This window comes from Streptomyces sp. NPDC006207, assembly GCF_040613835.1.
Classification (GTDB): Bacteria; Actinomycetota; Actinomycetes; order Streptomycetales; family Streptomycetaceae; genus Actinacidiphila.
The window spans coordinates 126,537-141,609 of the sequence record NZ_JBEXSX010000019.1; the positions used below are offsets into that span (position 1 = coordinate 126,537).

12 protein-coding genes and 1 pseudogene are annotated in these 15,073 nt (G+C 72.6%); 3 read left to right on the forward strand and 10 right to left on the reverse strand.

What is annotated here, in order from left to right; all coding sequences use genetic code 11:
* The first annotated feature begins 2 nt into the window (after window positions 1-2).
* Entirely contained in the window at window positions 3-1,337 is a 1,335-nt protein-coding gene (locus tag ABZ312_RS17815; protein WP_500438119.1) for a glutamate-1-semialdehyde 2,1-aminomutase, read from the forward strand.
* A gap of 7 nt (window positions 1,338-1,344) precedes the next feature.
* Here ABZ312_RS17815 and ABZ312_RS17820 read toward each other — a convergent pair whose 3' ends face one another.
* From ABZ312_RS17820 to ABZ312_RS17830, 3 genes are all read right to left on the reverse strand, one after another.
* A complete protein-coding gene (locus tag ABZ312_RS17820) occupies window positions 1,345-2,037 on the reverse strand; it encodes a phosphatase PAP2 family protein (RefSeq protein WP_500438121.1) in 693 nt (230 codons plus the stop codon).
* A 446-nt stretch (window positions 2,038-2,483) separates the two neighbouring features.
* A complete protein-coding gene (locus tag ABZ312_RS17825) occupies window positions 2,484-3,836 on the reverse strand; it encodes a class I SAM-dependent RNA methyltransferase (protein WP_500321903.1) in 1,353 nt (450 codons plus the stop codon).
* A 77-nt stretch (window positions 3,837-3,913) separates the two neighbouring features.
* Window positions 3,914-5,965: an APC family permease gene (locus ABZ312_RS17830; protein ID WP_500321904.1), complete on the reverse strand. Its 2,052-nt coding sequence runs from the start codon at window positions 5,963-5,965 to the stop codon at window positions 3,914-3,916.
* A gap of 137 nt (window positions 5,966-6,102) precedes the next feature.
* Here ABZ312_RS17830 and ABZ312_RS17835 point away from each other — a divergent pair, with 137 nt between their 5' ends.
* Window positions 6,103-6,771: a potassium channel family protein gene (locus tag ABZ312_RS17835; protein WP_026251763.1), complete on the forward strand. Its 669-nt coding sequence runs from the start codon at window positions 6,103-6,105 to the stop codon at window positions 6,769-6,771.
* Window positions 6,768-7,445 (forward strand): potassium channel family protein, encoded by a 678-nt coding sequence (locus ABZ312_RS17840; RefSeq protein ID WP_499514519.1) that lies wholly within the window; start codon window positions 6,768-6,770, stop codon window positions 7,443-7,445. Before ABZ312_RS17835 ends, ABZ312_RS17840 begins: the two co-directional genes overlap by 4 nt.
* 93 nt (window positions 7,446-7,538) lie before the next feature.
* On the opposite strand, the gene ABZ312_RS17845 is transcribed toward ABZ312_RS17840, so the two are convergent.
* The 7 genes and pseudogenes from ABZ312_RS17845 to ABZ312_RS17875 all read right to left on the reverse strand — a co-directional run.
* Window positions 7,539-8,297, reverse strand: a complete 759-nt coding sequence (locus tag ABZ312_RS17845; protein WP_500438122.1) for a DUF3159 domain-containing protein — start codon at window positions 8,295-8,297, stop codon at window positions 7,539-7,541.
* 3 nt (window positions 8,298-8,300) lie between these two features.
* Window positions 8,301-8,699 carry an OB-fold nucleic acid binding domain-containing protein gene (locus tag ABZ312_RS17850; RefSeq protein WP_500321907.1) on the reverse strand — a complete coding sequence of 133 codons (399 nt, stop codon included), beginning with the start codon at window positions 8,697-8,699 and terminating at the stop codon, window positions 8,301-8,303.
* Between the two features lie 39 nt (window positions 8,700-8,738).
* Window positions 8,739-9,422 carry a response regulator gene (locus ABZ312_RS17855; RefSeq protein WP_500321908.1) on the reverse strand — a complete coding sequence of 228 codons (684 nt, stop codon included), beginning with the start codon at window positions 9,420-9,422 and terminating at the stop codon, window positions 8,739-8,741.
* A 58-nt stretch (window positions 9,423-9,480) separates the two neighbouring features.
* Window positions 9,481-12,024, reverse strand: coding sequence for a DUF4118 domain-containing protein (locus ABZ312_RS17860; RefSeq protein ID WP_500321909.1), 2,544 nt, complete (start codon window positions 12,022-12,024; stop codon window positions 9,481-9,483).
* 150 nt (window positions 12,025-12,174) lie between these two features.
* The gene (locus tag ABZ312_RS17865) at window positions 12,175-13,491 is read right to left on the reverse strand and encodes a GlnX family signal transduction membrane protein (protein WP_500438124.1); all 1,317 of its coding nucleotides are present in this window, start codon (window positions 13,489-13,491) and stop codon (window positions 12,175-12,177) included.
* A 577-nt stretch (window positions 13,492-14,068) separates the two neighbouring features.
* A complete protein-coding gene (gene kdpC, locus ABZ312_RS17870) occupies window positions 14,069-14,698 on the reverse strand; it encodes a potassium-transporting ATPase subunit KdpC (RefSeq protein WP_500438126.1) in 630 nt (209 codons plus the stop codon).
* Window positions 14,699-14,718: 20 nt separating this feature from the next.
* Window positions 14,719-15,073: pseudogene (locus tag ABZ312_RS17875) on the reverse strand (potassium-transporting ATPase subunit B); the annotation flags it as partial.

Below are 15,073 nucleotides of genomic sequence, written 5' to 3' on the forward strand. Positions count from 1 at the left end.
GCGTGTACACCGAAGACACCGGAGAGTTCCTCCTGCCCCGGTCGCGGATGGCGAACGAGCGGCTGCACACCATGATCCCCGGGGGCGCGCACACCTACGCCAAGGGCGACGACCAGTACCCCGAGAACCTGGCTCCGGTCATCAGCCACGGCCACGGTGCCCACGTGTGGGACGTCGACGGCAACCGCTACGTCGAGTACGGCTCCGGCCTGCGGTCGGTCAGCCTCGGCCACGCCCACCCACGCGTGATCGAGGCGGTGCGGCGGGAACTCGACCGCGGCAGCAACTTCGTCCGGCCGTCCATCGTGGAGGTCGAAGCCGCGGAACGCTTCCTGGCCACGGTGCCGACCGCCGAGATGGTGAAGTTCGCCAAGAACGGCTCGGACGCCACCACCGCCGCGGTGCGCCTCGCCCGCGCCGCCACCGGGCGCCCGCGGGTGGCCCTCTGCGCCGACCATCCGTTCTTCTCCGTCGACGACTGGTTCATCGGCACCACGCCGATGTCCGCCGGCATTCCGGCGGCGACCAACGAGCTCACCGTGGCGTTCCCCTACGGGGACCTGGCCGCCACGGAGGAGCTGCTCACCCGGTACCAGGGCGAGGTCGCCTGCCTGATCCTCGAACCCGCCACCCACACCGAGCCGCCGCCGGGGTACCTCGCCGGCCTGCGCGAGCTGGCCGACCGGCACGGCTGCGTACTGATCTTCGATGAGATGATCACCGGCTTCCGCTGGTCCGAGGCGGGCGCCCAGGGCCTGTACGGCGTCGTCCCCGACCTCTCCACGTTCGGCAAGGCGCTGGGCAACGGATTCGCCGTCTCCGCGCTGGCCGGGCGCCGCGACCTGATGGAGCGGGGCGGGCTGCGGCACCCCGGCGACCGGGTGTTCCTGCTGTCCACCACGCACGGTGCGGAGACGCACTCCCTGGCGGCCGCGATGGCCGTGCTCACCACCTACGTCGAAGAGGGCGTCACCGCGCGGCTGCACACCCTGGGCGAGCGGTTGGCCGCCGGTGTCCGCGACGCCGCGGCCGCCATGGGCGTCGGCGACCACATCGTCGTCCGGGGCCGGCCCAGCAACCTGGTCTTCGCCACCCTCGACGAGAACCTGCGGCCCTCGCAGGAGTACCGCACCCTGTTCCTGCACCGGCTCCTCGCCGGCGGGGTGCTGGCCCCGTCGTTCGTGGTGAGCAGCGCGCTCAGCGACGCCGACATCGATCACACCGTCGACGTGGTGGCCGGGGCATGCGCGGTGTACAGGAAGGCACTGGACGCCGCCGACCCCACCCCCTGGCTGACCGGACGACCGGTGAAACCCGTGTTCCGCCGCCGGGCCTGACAGGGCGTCAGCGACGCTCCAGCCGACCGGCGCCGGCCGTCTCGCCGGCCGTCCCGTCGGCCAGCCGGTCGGCCATCCGGTCGACCAGCCAGGCGGTCGCCGGTACCACGGCCAGCGCGGTGCACCCACCGCCGAGGGCGTCGGTCGGGTAGTGCGCGCCCAGGGCGACCTGCGCCCAGCCCATGGCGGCACCGGCGACCAGCGCCGCGGCGAGCACGAGTGACGTGCCGGCTGTCCTGCGGAGGCCGAGCCGGTCGGCGGCGAGCAGCGCCACCACCAGGGCGAGCGCGGTGGCGAAGGCGGTGTGCCCGCTCGGGTAGGACAGGTTCGCGCCGTGGATGGTGCGTCCCACCACGGACTTGAGCAGCGTCGTCGTCCCCACGGTCAGGCCCGCGCCGGCGACGACGAGCACCGCCGCGCGAGGACGCCGAAGCAGCAGGCAGCCCGTCACGGTGGCCACGAGCAGCATCACCGCTCCCCCGGGCTCCCCCAGGAAGTCCGTGGCCAGAGCGACGTTGTGCCACGGCGCCCGCACACCGTCCACTGCCGCCATGATCCGCGTGTCCACCGCGCTGGGCTCGCTGTCGCCCGCGTACCGGACCCCGAGCACGAGGACCATCAGCGCCGCGAGGGCCGCGATCGGCCCGAGCCACCCACGCAGCGACGGAGGCAGCGCCGCGGGCCCCGGCCGGCGGTTCACCCGCCCACCGGGTGGTCCGGACCCGCGCCGCGGGCCCCTCCGTGGCGGCGGTCGAACCGGACACCCCGCACACCGTCGCAGACCATCCGGCGGATGCGACGCACCTCGCCACCGCCCGCCGGCATGGCCGGGATCGTCAGTCGCACGGGCTGCGCACGGCTCCACCGGGCACGATGACCAGCACGTCGAGCGTGAACGGAGCCGGGCCGACGTCCGGGCCCGCTGCGGCCTTCGGCTCCTGCCGGCGCCAACTCCCCACCAACGACCCCCCGTCGTATCCGGCGTGGCCCTCGCGGGAGCCACCGGCCCGTGCGGCCCACCCTAACCAACAACGCGGTCGCGGCACACCGCCGTCGGAGCGTCCGCGCGTCAACATTTGGCGAACTCCGGGGGGTGGCGTCACCCTCCTGCCGGCCCCGACGTGGGCCGGGGCCAACGTCGTCCGCTCAGACGGCCTCTCGCACCGGCTCCAGGATCGCCACGCACTCCACGTGGTGCGTCATCGGGAAGAGGTCGAACGCACGCATCCGCCGCGGGGCGTACCCGGCCGCCGCGAAGTAGCCGAGGTCGCGGGCGAGGGCGGCGGGGTCGCAGGCGACGTAGGCGATGCGGCGGGGGCCGAGGGAGGCGACGTGCTCCACGGTGGCGCGGCCGGCGCCGGTGCGGGGCGGGTCGAGGACGACGAGGTCGGCCTCGGTGATCCCGGTGCGCGGCAGTACGGACTCGACCTTGCCCTGCTCGATGCGGACGCGGTCGAAGTCGGCCAGGTTGTGCCGGGCGTCCTCCACGGCGCGCTTGCCGGACTCGATGCCGAGCACCGCGCCGGTCTCGCCGACCCGCTCGGCGAGGGCGCCCGCGAACAGGCCCACGCCGCAGTAGAGGTCCAGGGCGGTCTCGCCCTTGCGCGGCATGAGGCCCTGCATGACGGCCTCGACCAGGAGCCCGGGGGCCTGGGGGTGGACCTGCCAGAAGCCGCCGGAGCCGACGCGCCAGGTGCGGTCGATCGCGCGCTCGCGCACGAAGCCGCGGCCGTGCACGCGGTGGACGCCGTCCTGCTCGTCGACGCGCAGGACGGAGACGGGACGGTCCAGCTCGACCAGGGGGAGGCGGCCGCCGGGGCGGGGGGTGAGGATCACCTGGCGGTCGGAGGAGCCGGTGGCGGCGATGGCCTCGACCGAGGCGATGCCCGACCAGTCGCGGGACTCCACGCCCAGCTCGCGGACGCCGGGGGCGGCGATCAGGCAGCGGTCGACGCGCTCGACCTCGTGCGAGCGGTGGCGGCGCAGGCCCGCGTGGCCGTCGGCGTCCACGGCGTACTGGACGCGGGTGCGCCAGGCCGGGACCTCGCCCTTGGCGACCTTGTCGCCGGGGGCGGGTTCGACGGTGCCGTCCCAGCCGGCCTCCTCGGGGGTGAGGTGGGCGAGCCGCTGGAGCTGCTCGGTGATCACCTGCACCTTGAGCCGCCGCTGCGCGCCGGGTGCGGCGTGCTGCCAGTCGCAGCCGCCGCACTTGCCGGGGCCGGAGAACGGGCAGGGCGCCTCCACGCGGTCCGGGGAGGCCTGCAGGACCTCCACGGCGTCGGCGCGCAGGAAGCGCGAGTCCGGGCCGCCCTCGGTGATCTCGGCGATGACCCGCTCGCCGGGGAGCGTGTGCCGGACGAAGATCACCTGCGGCCGGTCGTGGCCCGGCAGGACCGTCCTCGCGATGCAGTGGCCGCCGTGCGCCACCGGGCCGACCTCGACCTCGTAGCGCTCGCCGACGAGGGCGTCGGCCTCAGGGGCCTTCGTACGGTGCTGCATGACGGAACAGGCTCCTGGGGGCAGGGGGCGGGGAAGGACGGCAGCTCACCAGTCTACGGCCCGCCGCCGCCCCGGGTTCACGCCCGCCCGCTGGGCTCCCGGTGCCGCTTGGACGGCCCTGCCTCGCCGCGGCGCACGGAGCCAGGCGCGTTCCACTCGGCGCCCTTGCGGGCCCGCTGCTTGGCGCGCTCGGAGGACTCCAGCTGCCAGGGCACGGAGGTGACCATGACGCCGGGGGTGAACAGCAGCCGGCCCTTGAGCCGCAGCGCGCTCTGGTTGTGCAGCAGGTGCTCGTACCAGTGGCCGACCACGTACTCCGGGATGAAGATCGACACGACGTCGCGCGGGCTGCTGCGGCGCAGGCTCTTGACGTAGTCGATGATCGGCCGGGTGATCTCGCGGTACGGCGAGTCCAGCACCTTCAGCGGCACCTCGATGCCGCGGCGGTGCCACTCGGCCTGCAGCGCCTTGGTGTCCGCCGGGTCCACGTTGATGCTGAGCGCCTCCAGCGTGTCCGACCGGAAGAGCTTGGCGTACGACAGGGCCCGCAGGGTGGGCTTGTGCACCTTGGAGACCAGGACGATGGAGTGCACGCGGGAGGGCTTGACCTCCTCCTCGCTGCGCTCCTCGGCGGCCGCGAGTTCGCTGGAGACCCGGTCGTAGTGGCGCCGGATGGCCGTCATCATGCCGTAGAAGAGGACCATGCCCAGGACGGCGACCCAGGCGCCGTGCGTGAACTTGGTCAGCAGCACGACGACGAGGACGAGCCCGGTGAAGAAGGCGCCGAAGGTGTTGATCGCCCGGGAGCGGACCATGTGGCGGCGCACGGCGGGGTCGGTCTCGGTCGCCAGGTGCCGGTTCCAGTGCCGGACCATGCCGATCTGGCTGAGCGTGAAGGAGACGAAGACGCCGACGATGTACAGCTGGATCAGCCGCGTCGAGTCGGCCCCGTAGATGTAGACCAGTACGCACGCGAAGGCGGCGAGCAGCACGATGCCGTTGCTGAAGGCGAGCCGGTCGCCGCGGGTGTGCAGCTGGCGCGGCAGGTAGCGGTCCTGGGCGAGGATCGAGCCGAGCACGGGGAAGCCGTTGTACGCGGTGTTGGCGGCCAGGAAGAGCACCAGCGCCGTGGCCCCGGCCAGGAAGATGAAGGGGATCGACCCGTCGCCGAAGACGGCGGAGGCGACCTGGGCGATCACCGGGTCCTGGGTGTAGCCGGGGCCGACCGGCTTGCCGTTCACCAGCAGGTCGGCGGCCGGGTTCTCGGCCATGCGGACGTTGGTGTTGAGGGCGAGCGCGATGATGCCGCAGAACATGGTCACGGCGAGGACGCCCATCAGCGCCAAGGTCGTCGCGGCGTTCTTGGACTTCGGCTTGCGGAAGGCGGGCACGCCGTTGCTGATCGCCTCGACGCCGGTGAGCGCGGCACAGCCGGAGGAGAAGGCCCGCAGCAGGAGGAAGACGAGCGCGAAGCTCGCGAGTCCGGTGTGCTCGGCCTTGATCGTGTAGCCGGCGGTCGGCGCGTGCATCTCCTCGCCGATCGCGATCCGGAAGATCCCCCAGGCCAGCATGCAGAAGACGCCGAAGACGAAGGCGTAGGTGGGGATGGCAAAGATCGTGCCCGATTCACGCACGCCGCGCAGGTTCATCAGCATGAGCAGGACGATCATGCCGATGGCGCCCAGCACCTTGTGCTCGACGAAGAACGGCACGGCGGAGCCGAGGTTCTCCACGCCGGAGGCGACCGACACGGCCACGGTGAGGACGTAGTCGACCAGCAGCGCGCTGGCCACGGTGAGCCCGGCGCGCGGGCCGAGGTTGGTCGTCGCGACCTCGTAGTCGCCACCGCCGGAGGGGTAGGCGTGCACGTTCTGCCGGTACGAGGCGACGACGGTGAACATCAGCACGACGACCGCGACCGCGATCCAGGGGCTGAAGTGGTAGGCCGACACTCCCGCGATCGACAGGACCAGGAGCACCTCTCCGGGCGCGTACGCCACGGAGGACAGCGGGTCGGAGGCGAAGACGGGGAGCGCCAGCCTCTTCGGGAGGAGCGTCTCTCCGAGCCTGTCGCTGCGGAGCGCCCGCCCGATCAGGATCCGTTTCGGAAGGTCGGTCAGTTTGGACACCCCGCGATGTTAGAGGATCGTCAAGATTTCCGATCCCCCGCCCACCTATCAAGGGCTTACGTGCGTGTGTAGCTTTGGGCGCGGTCTGAGACCCTGAGGGGGATCGGCCGGAATTGTTGACAGCCGGAAGGACGGTCGTGCACGTCGTGATTATGGGGTGTGGGCGAGTGGGTTCCACTCTCGCGCACTCCCTTGAGCAGCAAGGTCATACAGTGGCCGTGATCGACCAGGACCCGACGGCGTTCCGCCGCCTGGGCTCCGGGTTCAGCGGGCGCCGCGTGACCGGGGTCGGATTCGACCAGGACACGCTGCGCGAGGCCGGCATCGAGGAGGCGGGCGCCTTCGCGGCCGTCAGCAGCGGTGACAATTCCAACATCATCGCAGCCCGGGTGGCCCGGGAGATGTTCGGGATCGAGAACGTCGCCGCCCGGATCTACGACCCCCGGCGGGCGGAGGTGTACCAGCGCCTGGGCATCCCCACCGTCGCCACCGTCCGCTGGACGGCCGACCAGATGCTGCGCCGCCTGTTGCCGTCCGGCGCGGAGCCGCTGTGGCGCGACCCGAGCGGGGGTGTGCAGCTCGCCGAGGTGCACACGGACACCGCCTGGGTCGGCCACAAGATCAGCAGGCTCCAGGAGGAGACCGGAGTGCGCGTGGCGTTCCTCACCCGGCTGGGCGAGGCGATGCTCCCCACGTCGGAGACGGTCCTGCAGGAAGGCGACCTGGTGCATGTGATGATGCGCACGGGCGAGGTCGAACAGGTCGAAGCGGCGTTCGCAAAGGGCCCTGAGGAGGCGCACCGATGAGGGTCGCCATTGCCGGGGCCGGGGCCGTGGGCCGCTCGATCGCGGGTGAGCTGCTGGAGAACGGCCACGAGGTCCTGCTGATCGACAAGAACCCGACCTCGATCTCGGTGGAGCGGGTGCCCCAGGCCGAGTGGCTGCTGGCCGACGCCTGCGAGATCACGTCGCTGGACGAGGCCGCGCTGCAGCGATGCAACGTGGTGATCGCCGCCACGGGCGACGACAAGGTCAATCTGGTCGTCTCGCTGCTCGCCAAGACCGAGTACGGCGTCCCGCGCGTCGTCGCACGGGTGAACAACCCCAAGAACGAGTGGCTGTTCAACGAGGCCTGGGGCGTGGACGTGGCCGTCTCCACCCCGCGCCTGATGTCGGCGCTGGTGGAGGAGGCGGTGAGCGTCGGCGACCTCGTCCGGCTGATGCGCTTCAGCCAGGGCGACGCGAACCTGGTCGAGCTGACGCTCCCCGAGGAGGCCGCGCTGGTGGGCACCCGGGTCGGGGAGGTCGCCTGGCCGGAGGACACCTCGCTGGTCACGATCATCCGCGGCCACCGCGTGCTCACCCCCTCCAAGGACGACGCGCTCGAGGCGGGCGACGAGCTGCTGTTCGTCGCGGCCCCGCACCGCGAGGAGCAACTGGAGGACCTGCTCTCGGTGCGCAGCGCCGAGGCCGGTGCGTAGGGCGTAGGACGTCCAGGCCGTACGACGAGGGGCGGCCGGAACCCGTGGGTTCCGGCCGCCCCTCGTGCGTTGCCGTCGGCGCGGGGCGCCAGGTCAGCGGTTGGCGGCCTCCTCGGCGGCGCGCTCGGCCCTCTCGGCCCGCTCGGCCTCCTCCATCTCCGCGATCACGTCGATCGGCGGCGGCGCCTTGGCCAGGAAGATCCAGGTCAGGTAGACGCAGAGCAGGAACGGCGGGATGCCGAGGGCGACCTTGACCCAGCCGAGCTGGGTGGCGTTCCCCCAGAAGTAGAGCGGGAAGAGGATCGCCGACTTGACCAGCAGGATGACGCCCCAGGCCCAGGTGGCCTTGGTGTACGCGACGAGCCGGCCCGGGTTCCGCGTCCGCCAGGACAGGTTCTCCTTGAGGATCGGGCCGAGCAGCAGTCCGATCAGCGGGTACTTCACCAGCGCGGAGACCACGTAGGCGACCGCGAGCCCGAGGGTGTAGAGCATGCCGGGCAGGTAGAAGTTCTTCGCGTCGCCGGACATCATCGCGAACACCGCGCCGAAGGCGACGCCGAAGACGCCGCTGAAGGCGTGCTTGAGGGTCTGCCGGCGCACCAGGCGGGCCAGTGCCAGCACCAGCGACAGGCCCAGGGCGGCGATGGCCGCGATGTGGATGTCCCGGTTGATCGTGTAGATCAGGACGAAGACGAGGCCGGGCACCGTCGTGTCGATCATGCCCCAGACGCCGCCGAAGGCCTCCAGGAGCGCATGGTCGGCGGCCGCCTTCGAGGCGGCCGCGTCCTGCTCCGGCCCGTGCTCGGTCCCGGTCGTGGGCTGTGCCCCGGTCCGCTTGTCGATCGACGCCACCGGCTACTCCTGTCCGACCGGACGCAACTCGTACTTGGGATTGAACAGCACCGGACGGCCGCGGTTCATGGCGATCCGCCCCGACGCGATGATCCTGCGGCCCGGCTCGATGCCGACGATGCTGCGCCGGCCCAGCCACACCACGTCCAGCGGTGCGGAACCGTCGAACAGCTCGGCCTCCAGGGCGGGCACGCCGGCCCGCGGCCGCAGAGTGACAGCGCGTAGTGTACCGGTCACGGTCACTATGTCGCGATCGGAGCAGTCGCAGATCCGGGTGCACCCGACGTCCGCGGTGTCCTGCCGCAGCTCGTCGGAGTGCAGCTCCTCCTGGGAGCTGGACAGTCGGTCGAGCATCCTGCGGAAGCGGCCGGCAGGCCGGTCCGAACGGGTGGTACCACTCATACCTGGAAGGGTACCGGGCCCGGGTGAACGGATCACCGATCACTTCTCGAAGCGGTAGCCCATGCCCGGCTCGGTGATGAAGTGCCGCGGGTGCGCGGGGTCGGCCTCCAGCTTGCGCCGCAACTGCGCCATGTAGACCCGCAGGTAGTTGCTCTCAGTGCCGTAGGACGGGCCCCAGACCTCCTGGAGCAGCTGCTTCTGGCTGACCAGACGGCCGGTGTTGCGGACCAGGACCTCCAGCAGATGCCACTCGGTGGGCGTGAGCCGGACGTCGGCGCCGTCGCGGGTGACCTTCTTGGCGGCGAGGTCGACGGTGAAGGACTCGGTCTCCACGGTCGCGGCGCCGTCCTCGGGGCCACCGGGCGTGGCGCGGCGGACGGCGGCGCGCAGCCGGGCCAGCAGCTCGTCCATGCCGAAGGGCTTGGTGACGTAGTCGTCGGCGCCCGCATCGAGGGCCTCGACCTTCTCGTCGGAGGCCTGGCGGGCGGAGAGCACGATGATCGGCACGCGGGTCCAGCCGCGCAGTCCGCGGATCACCTCGACGCCGTCCATGTCGGGCAGGCCGAGGTCGAGCACGATGACGTCGGGGTGGCGGGCGGCGGCGAGCTGCAGCGCGGTCGCGCCGTCGTGGGCGGCGTCGACCTCGTACTTGCGGGCCCGCAGGTTGATCACGAGAGCGCGCACGATCTGCGGCTCGTCGTCGACCACGAGCACCCGGTTCATGGAGCCTGCCTTTCCTTCTCGGTGAGGGGGGTGGAGCGGGGGTGCGGTGCGGGCACGGTCAGGTCGTCGCCTCGGCCGGGAGGTCCGGGGCGGCGGGGGCGCTGCCGGGCGCGGCCGGGAGGGTGAGCACCATCGTCAGGCCGCCTCCCGGGGTGTCCTCGGGCTGGAGGGTGGCGCCCATGGCGTCGGCGAAGCCGCGGGCCACCGCGAGGCCGAGGCCCACTCCGTTGCCGCGGGGGGCGTCGCCGTACCGCTGGAACGGCTCGAAGATCCGTTCCTTGGCGACGTCGGGGACACCGGGCCCGCGGTCGACGACGCGCAGGTCGACGTGGCCGCCCAGGGCGCTGGCGGCGACCAGCACCCGGGTGCCGGCGGGGCTGTACTTGACGGCGTTCTCGACGATGTTGGCGACGCTGCGCTCGAGGAGCCCCGGGTCTACGGAGACCATCGGGAGGGTCTCGGGGACGTCCAGGGTGACGCTGCCGTCGGGGACTCCGCGCAGGGCCTTGGGAACGACCTCGTCGAGGTCCACCTCGCGGATCAGCGGGGTGACCGTGCCGGTCTGCAGGCGCGACATGTCGAGGAGGTTGCCGACCAGGTTGTCGAGCCGGTCCGCGCCCTCCTCGATGGCTTCCAGGAGCTCGGCCTCGTCCTCCTCGGACCAGGCGACGTCGTCGGAGCGCAGCGAGCTGACGGCCGCCTTGATGGCGGCGAGCGGGGTGCGCAGGTCGTGCGAGACGGCGGCGAGCAGGGCGGTGCGGATGCGGTTGCCCTCGGCGAGCTTGTGGGCCCTGGCGGCCTCGTCCTCCAGCCGCTGCCGGTCCAGGACGCCGGCGGCCTGGGCCGCGAAGGCGGAGAGCACCCGGCGGTCGGAGGCGGGCAGCACCCGGCCGACCAGGGCCAGCGAGAGGTTGTCGCTGACCGGCACCTCCACGTCCGCGTCCTCGGGGCGCAGGCACTGCCGGCTGCCGACGCCGGCGGCGCAGGTCCACACGTCGTGCTCGCTGGCCCGCTCCAGCAGCGACACGGCCTCCATGCCGAAGGTCTCCCGGACCCGTTCCAGCAGGGCGTCCAGGGAGTGCTCGCCGCGCAGCACGCTGCCGGCCAGGTACGACAGGATCTCGGCCTCGGACTGGAGTCTGGCGGCCTGGTGGGTGCGGCGCGCCGCCAGGTCCACCACGGAGGCCACCGCGATGCCGACCAGCACGAAGATCACGATGGCGATCAGGTTCTCGGGCTGGGCGATGGTGAAGGTGTGCAGGGGCGGGGCGAAGAAGTAGTTCAGCAGCAGTGAGCCGCCGACCGCCGAGACCAGCGCCGGGTAGAGGCCGCCGACGAGGGCCGCCGCAACCGTCAGGGTCATGAACAGCAGCATGTCGGTGGCGATGCCCAGGGCGGGGTGCAGCTGGGTGAGCACCAGGCAGAGCAGCGCGGGGCCGAGCACACCGGTCAGCCAGCCGGCGATCACCCGGGAGCGGCCGAGCTGGGCGCCGCGGGCCACGGGCAGGCCCCGGCCCTTGGCGGCGTGCTCGTGGGTGACGATGTGGACGTCGAGGTCCGGCCCGGACTCGCGGGCCACGGTCGCGCCGACGCCCGGCCCGAAGACGTACTGCCACGCGGGCCGGCGGCTGGTGCCGAGCACGACCTGGGTGGCGTTGACCCCGCGGGCGAAGTCCAGCAGGGCGCCGGGGACGTCGTCGCCGACGACGTGGTGGAAGGAACCGCCGAGGTCCTCGACGAGGGTGCGCTGGACGGCGAGTTCCTTGGGCGAGCCGGCCGTCAGGCCGTCGCTGCGCGCGATGTGGACGGCGAGGATCTCCCCGCCCGAGCCCTTGGCGGCCATCCGGGCGGCGCGCCGGATCAGCGTCCGCCCCTCGGGGCCGCCGGTGAGGCCGACCACGATGCGCTCACGGGCCTGCCAGGTGGCGGAGATCCGGTGGTCGGTGCGGTACTGCCGCAGGTATTCGTCGACCCGGTCGGCCACCCACAGCAGGGCCAGCTCGCGCAGCGCGGTGAGGTTGCCGGGCCGGAAGTAGTTGGACAGGGCGGCGTCGACCTTGTCGGAGGCGTAGATGTTGCCGTGCGCCATGCGGCGGCGCAGCGCCTGTGGCGACATGTCGACCAGCTCGATCTGGTCGGCGCGGCGGACCACCTCGTCGGGCACGGTCTCGCGCTGACGTACCCCGGTGATCGACTCGACGACGTCGCCGAGCGACTCCAGGTGCTGGATGTTCACCGTCGATATGACGTTGATGCCGGCCTGGAGCAGTTCCTCGATGTCCTGCCAGCGCTTCTCGTTGCGGCTGCCCGGGATGTTGGTGTGCGCCATCTCGTCGACGAGGGCGACCTCGGGCCGGCGCGCGAGCACCGCGTCGACGTCCATCTCGGTGAAGACGGTGTCCCGGTACTCGATCTCCTTGCGCCGCACGACCTCCAGGCCGTGCAGCATGACCTCCGTGCGGGCACGGTCGTGGTGCTCGACGAAGGCGACGACGACGTCGGTGCCGCGCTCCAGGCGCCGGTGGGCCTCGGAGAGCATGGCGTAGGTCTTGCCCACTCCCGGGGCCGCCCCCAGGTATATCCGCAAAGTCCCGCGTGCCATGGCTCCACGTTCCGCCTCGTGGCGTGCCCCTTCCGGGCGCGTCCGACGTTAGGAATCCTATGGTCCCAGCAGCGGACAAATCGGGCGTGATGTTCCTGCGGGGAGCACGTTGACGCGTCCTTGACGCCCTCCTCGTGCCGCCGCCCCCGGTCAGCGGAACTCCGCGAGCCGCGGCCTCAGGCCGAGGACGACCAGGGCCGCGGCGGCCACCAGCGCCCCGGCGAGGCCCAGGGGGACGGACAGCGCCCGGTCCGCGCCGTCCGCGGCGGCCCGCTCGTAGGCGGCGGAGTTGATGGCGATGACCTCGCCGAGCGCCCGGTCGAACGCCGCGAAGTCGTGGTTCGACTCCCCGGGTCCGTAGCCGGTGCCGTACGCGACGGCAGCGGGAAGCCGGCCGGTCCCGGCCAGGGCCCGGATCGTGCGGTCGTCCCGCTCGTACGCCTGGTAGCGGAGCAGGGCCCGCTCGGCGGCGGGGCGCTCACCGGGGAAGGTGATGTTGCGGAACTCGTCACCGAGGAAGCCGGTGAAGCGCAGGTCCGCCGGATCCGCGCGGTAGGCGTCGAGGGCCCGGGCGAGGGCGGGGTCGTAGTCGTCGACGGAGGCGACGCCCGGCAGCCGCGCCAGCCTCTGGCTCTTGTCGAGGAAGTCCGCCTCGTGCCCGGCGGCGTGCGCCCGGTCCAGGAGGTAGCGCGACTCGTCGGCGTTCGCGTCGTAGGCGACCGAGCGGGCGCGGGTGAGCGCGAGGACGGAGTCGAAGGCGTCCCTGCGGGCCACCGTCAGGTCGTCCCGCTGGGCGCCCAGGCCCACCGTGCCGGCGGCGGTCGCGGCGAGCGCGATCAGCGTGGCGGCGGTGAGCGCGGGGCTGACCACGCGCCGAAAGCGGCGAGCAAGGAAGAGCTGCAGCACCACGAGGACCGCGAGCAGGAGGAGGCCGGTGCACACGACAGCCGTGCGCACGGCGCCGGCCCTGTCGTACGCATGGCCGTAGGCGCGCTCGAAGGAGGCGTCGTTGACCGTCACCAGGGCGTCGGCCTCGGGGAGCAGCCGGGTGCGCATCAGGGCGGACGCGGAGCGGTAGGCATCGACGGCGGCCCGGTCGGAGCGCTCGCCGAGCAGCAGCGCCCTGGCGGCCCGTTCCTCGTAGCGGCCGACGTCGCGGATGGCGGCGGCGACCTCCCGCTCGGCGGCCGGGTCGCCCGCTGCGGCCTCCGCGAGGTCGCGGAGGTATCCGGCGGCTTCGGAGCGGCGCTGCCCGTAGATCCTCGCGGCGTCGCCGCCGCCGGGGGTCAGGAGCTGGTTGGCGACCTGGGCGTCCATGTCGCTGAGCGCGAAGTACAGGCCCGCGGCGCTGGTGACCTGGGGCGCGGAGTGCGTGCGGATCGCCGACCAGGAGTCGTCCGCCGACGCACCGCCCGCCAGGAGCACCGCCGCCAGGGCGGCGCACACGGCGAGGGCCGTCGTCCGCAACAGCCGTAACCGCGCGGGTACGGTGCCGGGGCGGCCGCGCAGCGACGCCGTCAACGTGCGACGCGGCCGGCCCGGCGACCCCCCACCGAGGGGAGGCCTGCGCGGAACACGGTGCCGTCTCCCTGACCCGGAATCCCCACCGCCGTCCGGATCCGGACCAGGTGGCACCTGCCGCCGCTCCTCAGCGGTAACGGTGTGCGCCATTCCGCAGCCCCCTCCGCACCGCCGAGCGGCCTCCGCCGGCCTCCCCTCCGTGCTTCCACTGTCTCCCCGCCGGCCCCGTCCCGGACCCTGCGTTGTCGGCCCCCTGACGGCGGACCCCCGGCGCTTGACGCCTTCCTGACGCGACCCGCCCCCCGGCCCCACGACGGCGGGCGCGCACGGCCGGGCGCGGCGGTGCTTCAAGCGGGGGGCCGAGGACGGCGACCGTCGTGACGGTCGGCGCCAGGTAGCCGGCCGTGGCGGCCGGGAACCGCCACCACGGGCCGGGCGACCAGGCGGCGCCGCGGGGCGTCCTCCGCGCGCGCCGAAGCCCACCCGGCGGGCGTGATGCCGGGTGGGTGGGGGCGGCGGTGGGTCAGCCGGCCAGCTTCTCCAGCGCGATGTTGAGCTCCAGGACGTTGACGGTCGGCTGGCCGAGGATGCCGAACTGCCGTCCGTCCGTGTGCTCCTTGACCAGCCGGGCGACCTCGGTGGTGCTCAGCCCGTTGGCCTTGGCCACGCGCGCGGTCTGGATGTCCGCGTACGCCGGGGAGATGTCCGGGTCGAGGCCGGAGCCGGACGCCTGGACCGCGTCCGCGGGGACCTTGGACTGCGGGACGCCGTTGAAGGCGGCGACCTCCTGCTTGCGCTCCTTCACCAGGTCGGTGAGGGTCTTGCTGGTGACCGCGAGGTTGGACGCGCTGGTGTAGGTCGGGTCGTACGGCCCGGCGCCGGCGCCCGCGTCGGCCGCCGAGGGGCGCGGCTGGAACCACTTGGGGTCCGGGGCGAAGTCCTTGCCCGTGGTGAAGTTCTGGCCGATCAGCGTGGAGCCGACGACCTTGCCGCCCACCTTCGCCTCGGAGCCGTTGGCCTGGTCGTGGAAGGCCGCCTGGCCCACCCCCCACACCGCGACGGGGTAGACGACGCCGAGGACGACGGTCAGCACCAGCAGCGCGCGCAGGGCGCTCCAGAGCAGCCGGGCGGAGTTGCGTACGGAAGTGTTCATGGTTCTCTGCACGCCTCGCGTCAGTGGATTCCGGGGATCAGGGAGATGAGCATGTCGATCAGCTTGATGCCGATGAACGGGGCGACCAGGCCGCCGAGTCCGTAGATCCCGAGGTTCCGGCGGAGCATCCGGTCGGCGCTGGTGGGCCGGTAGCGCACGCCGCGCAGGGCGAGCGGCACCAGGGCGATGATGATCAGCGCGTTGAAGATGACCGCGGACAGGATCGCGGACTGCGGCGAGGACAGCTGCATGATGTTGAGCTTGTCCAGGCCCGGGTAGACGATCGCGAACATCGCGGGGATGATCGCGAAGTACTTCGCCACGTCGTTGGCGATGGAGAAGGTGGTCAGCGCGCCGCGGGTGATGAGCAGCTGC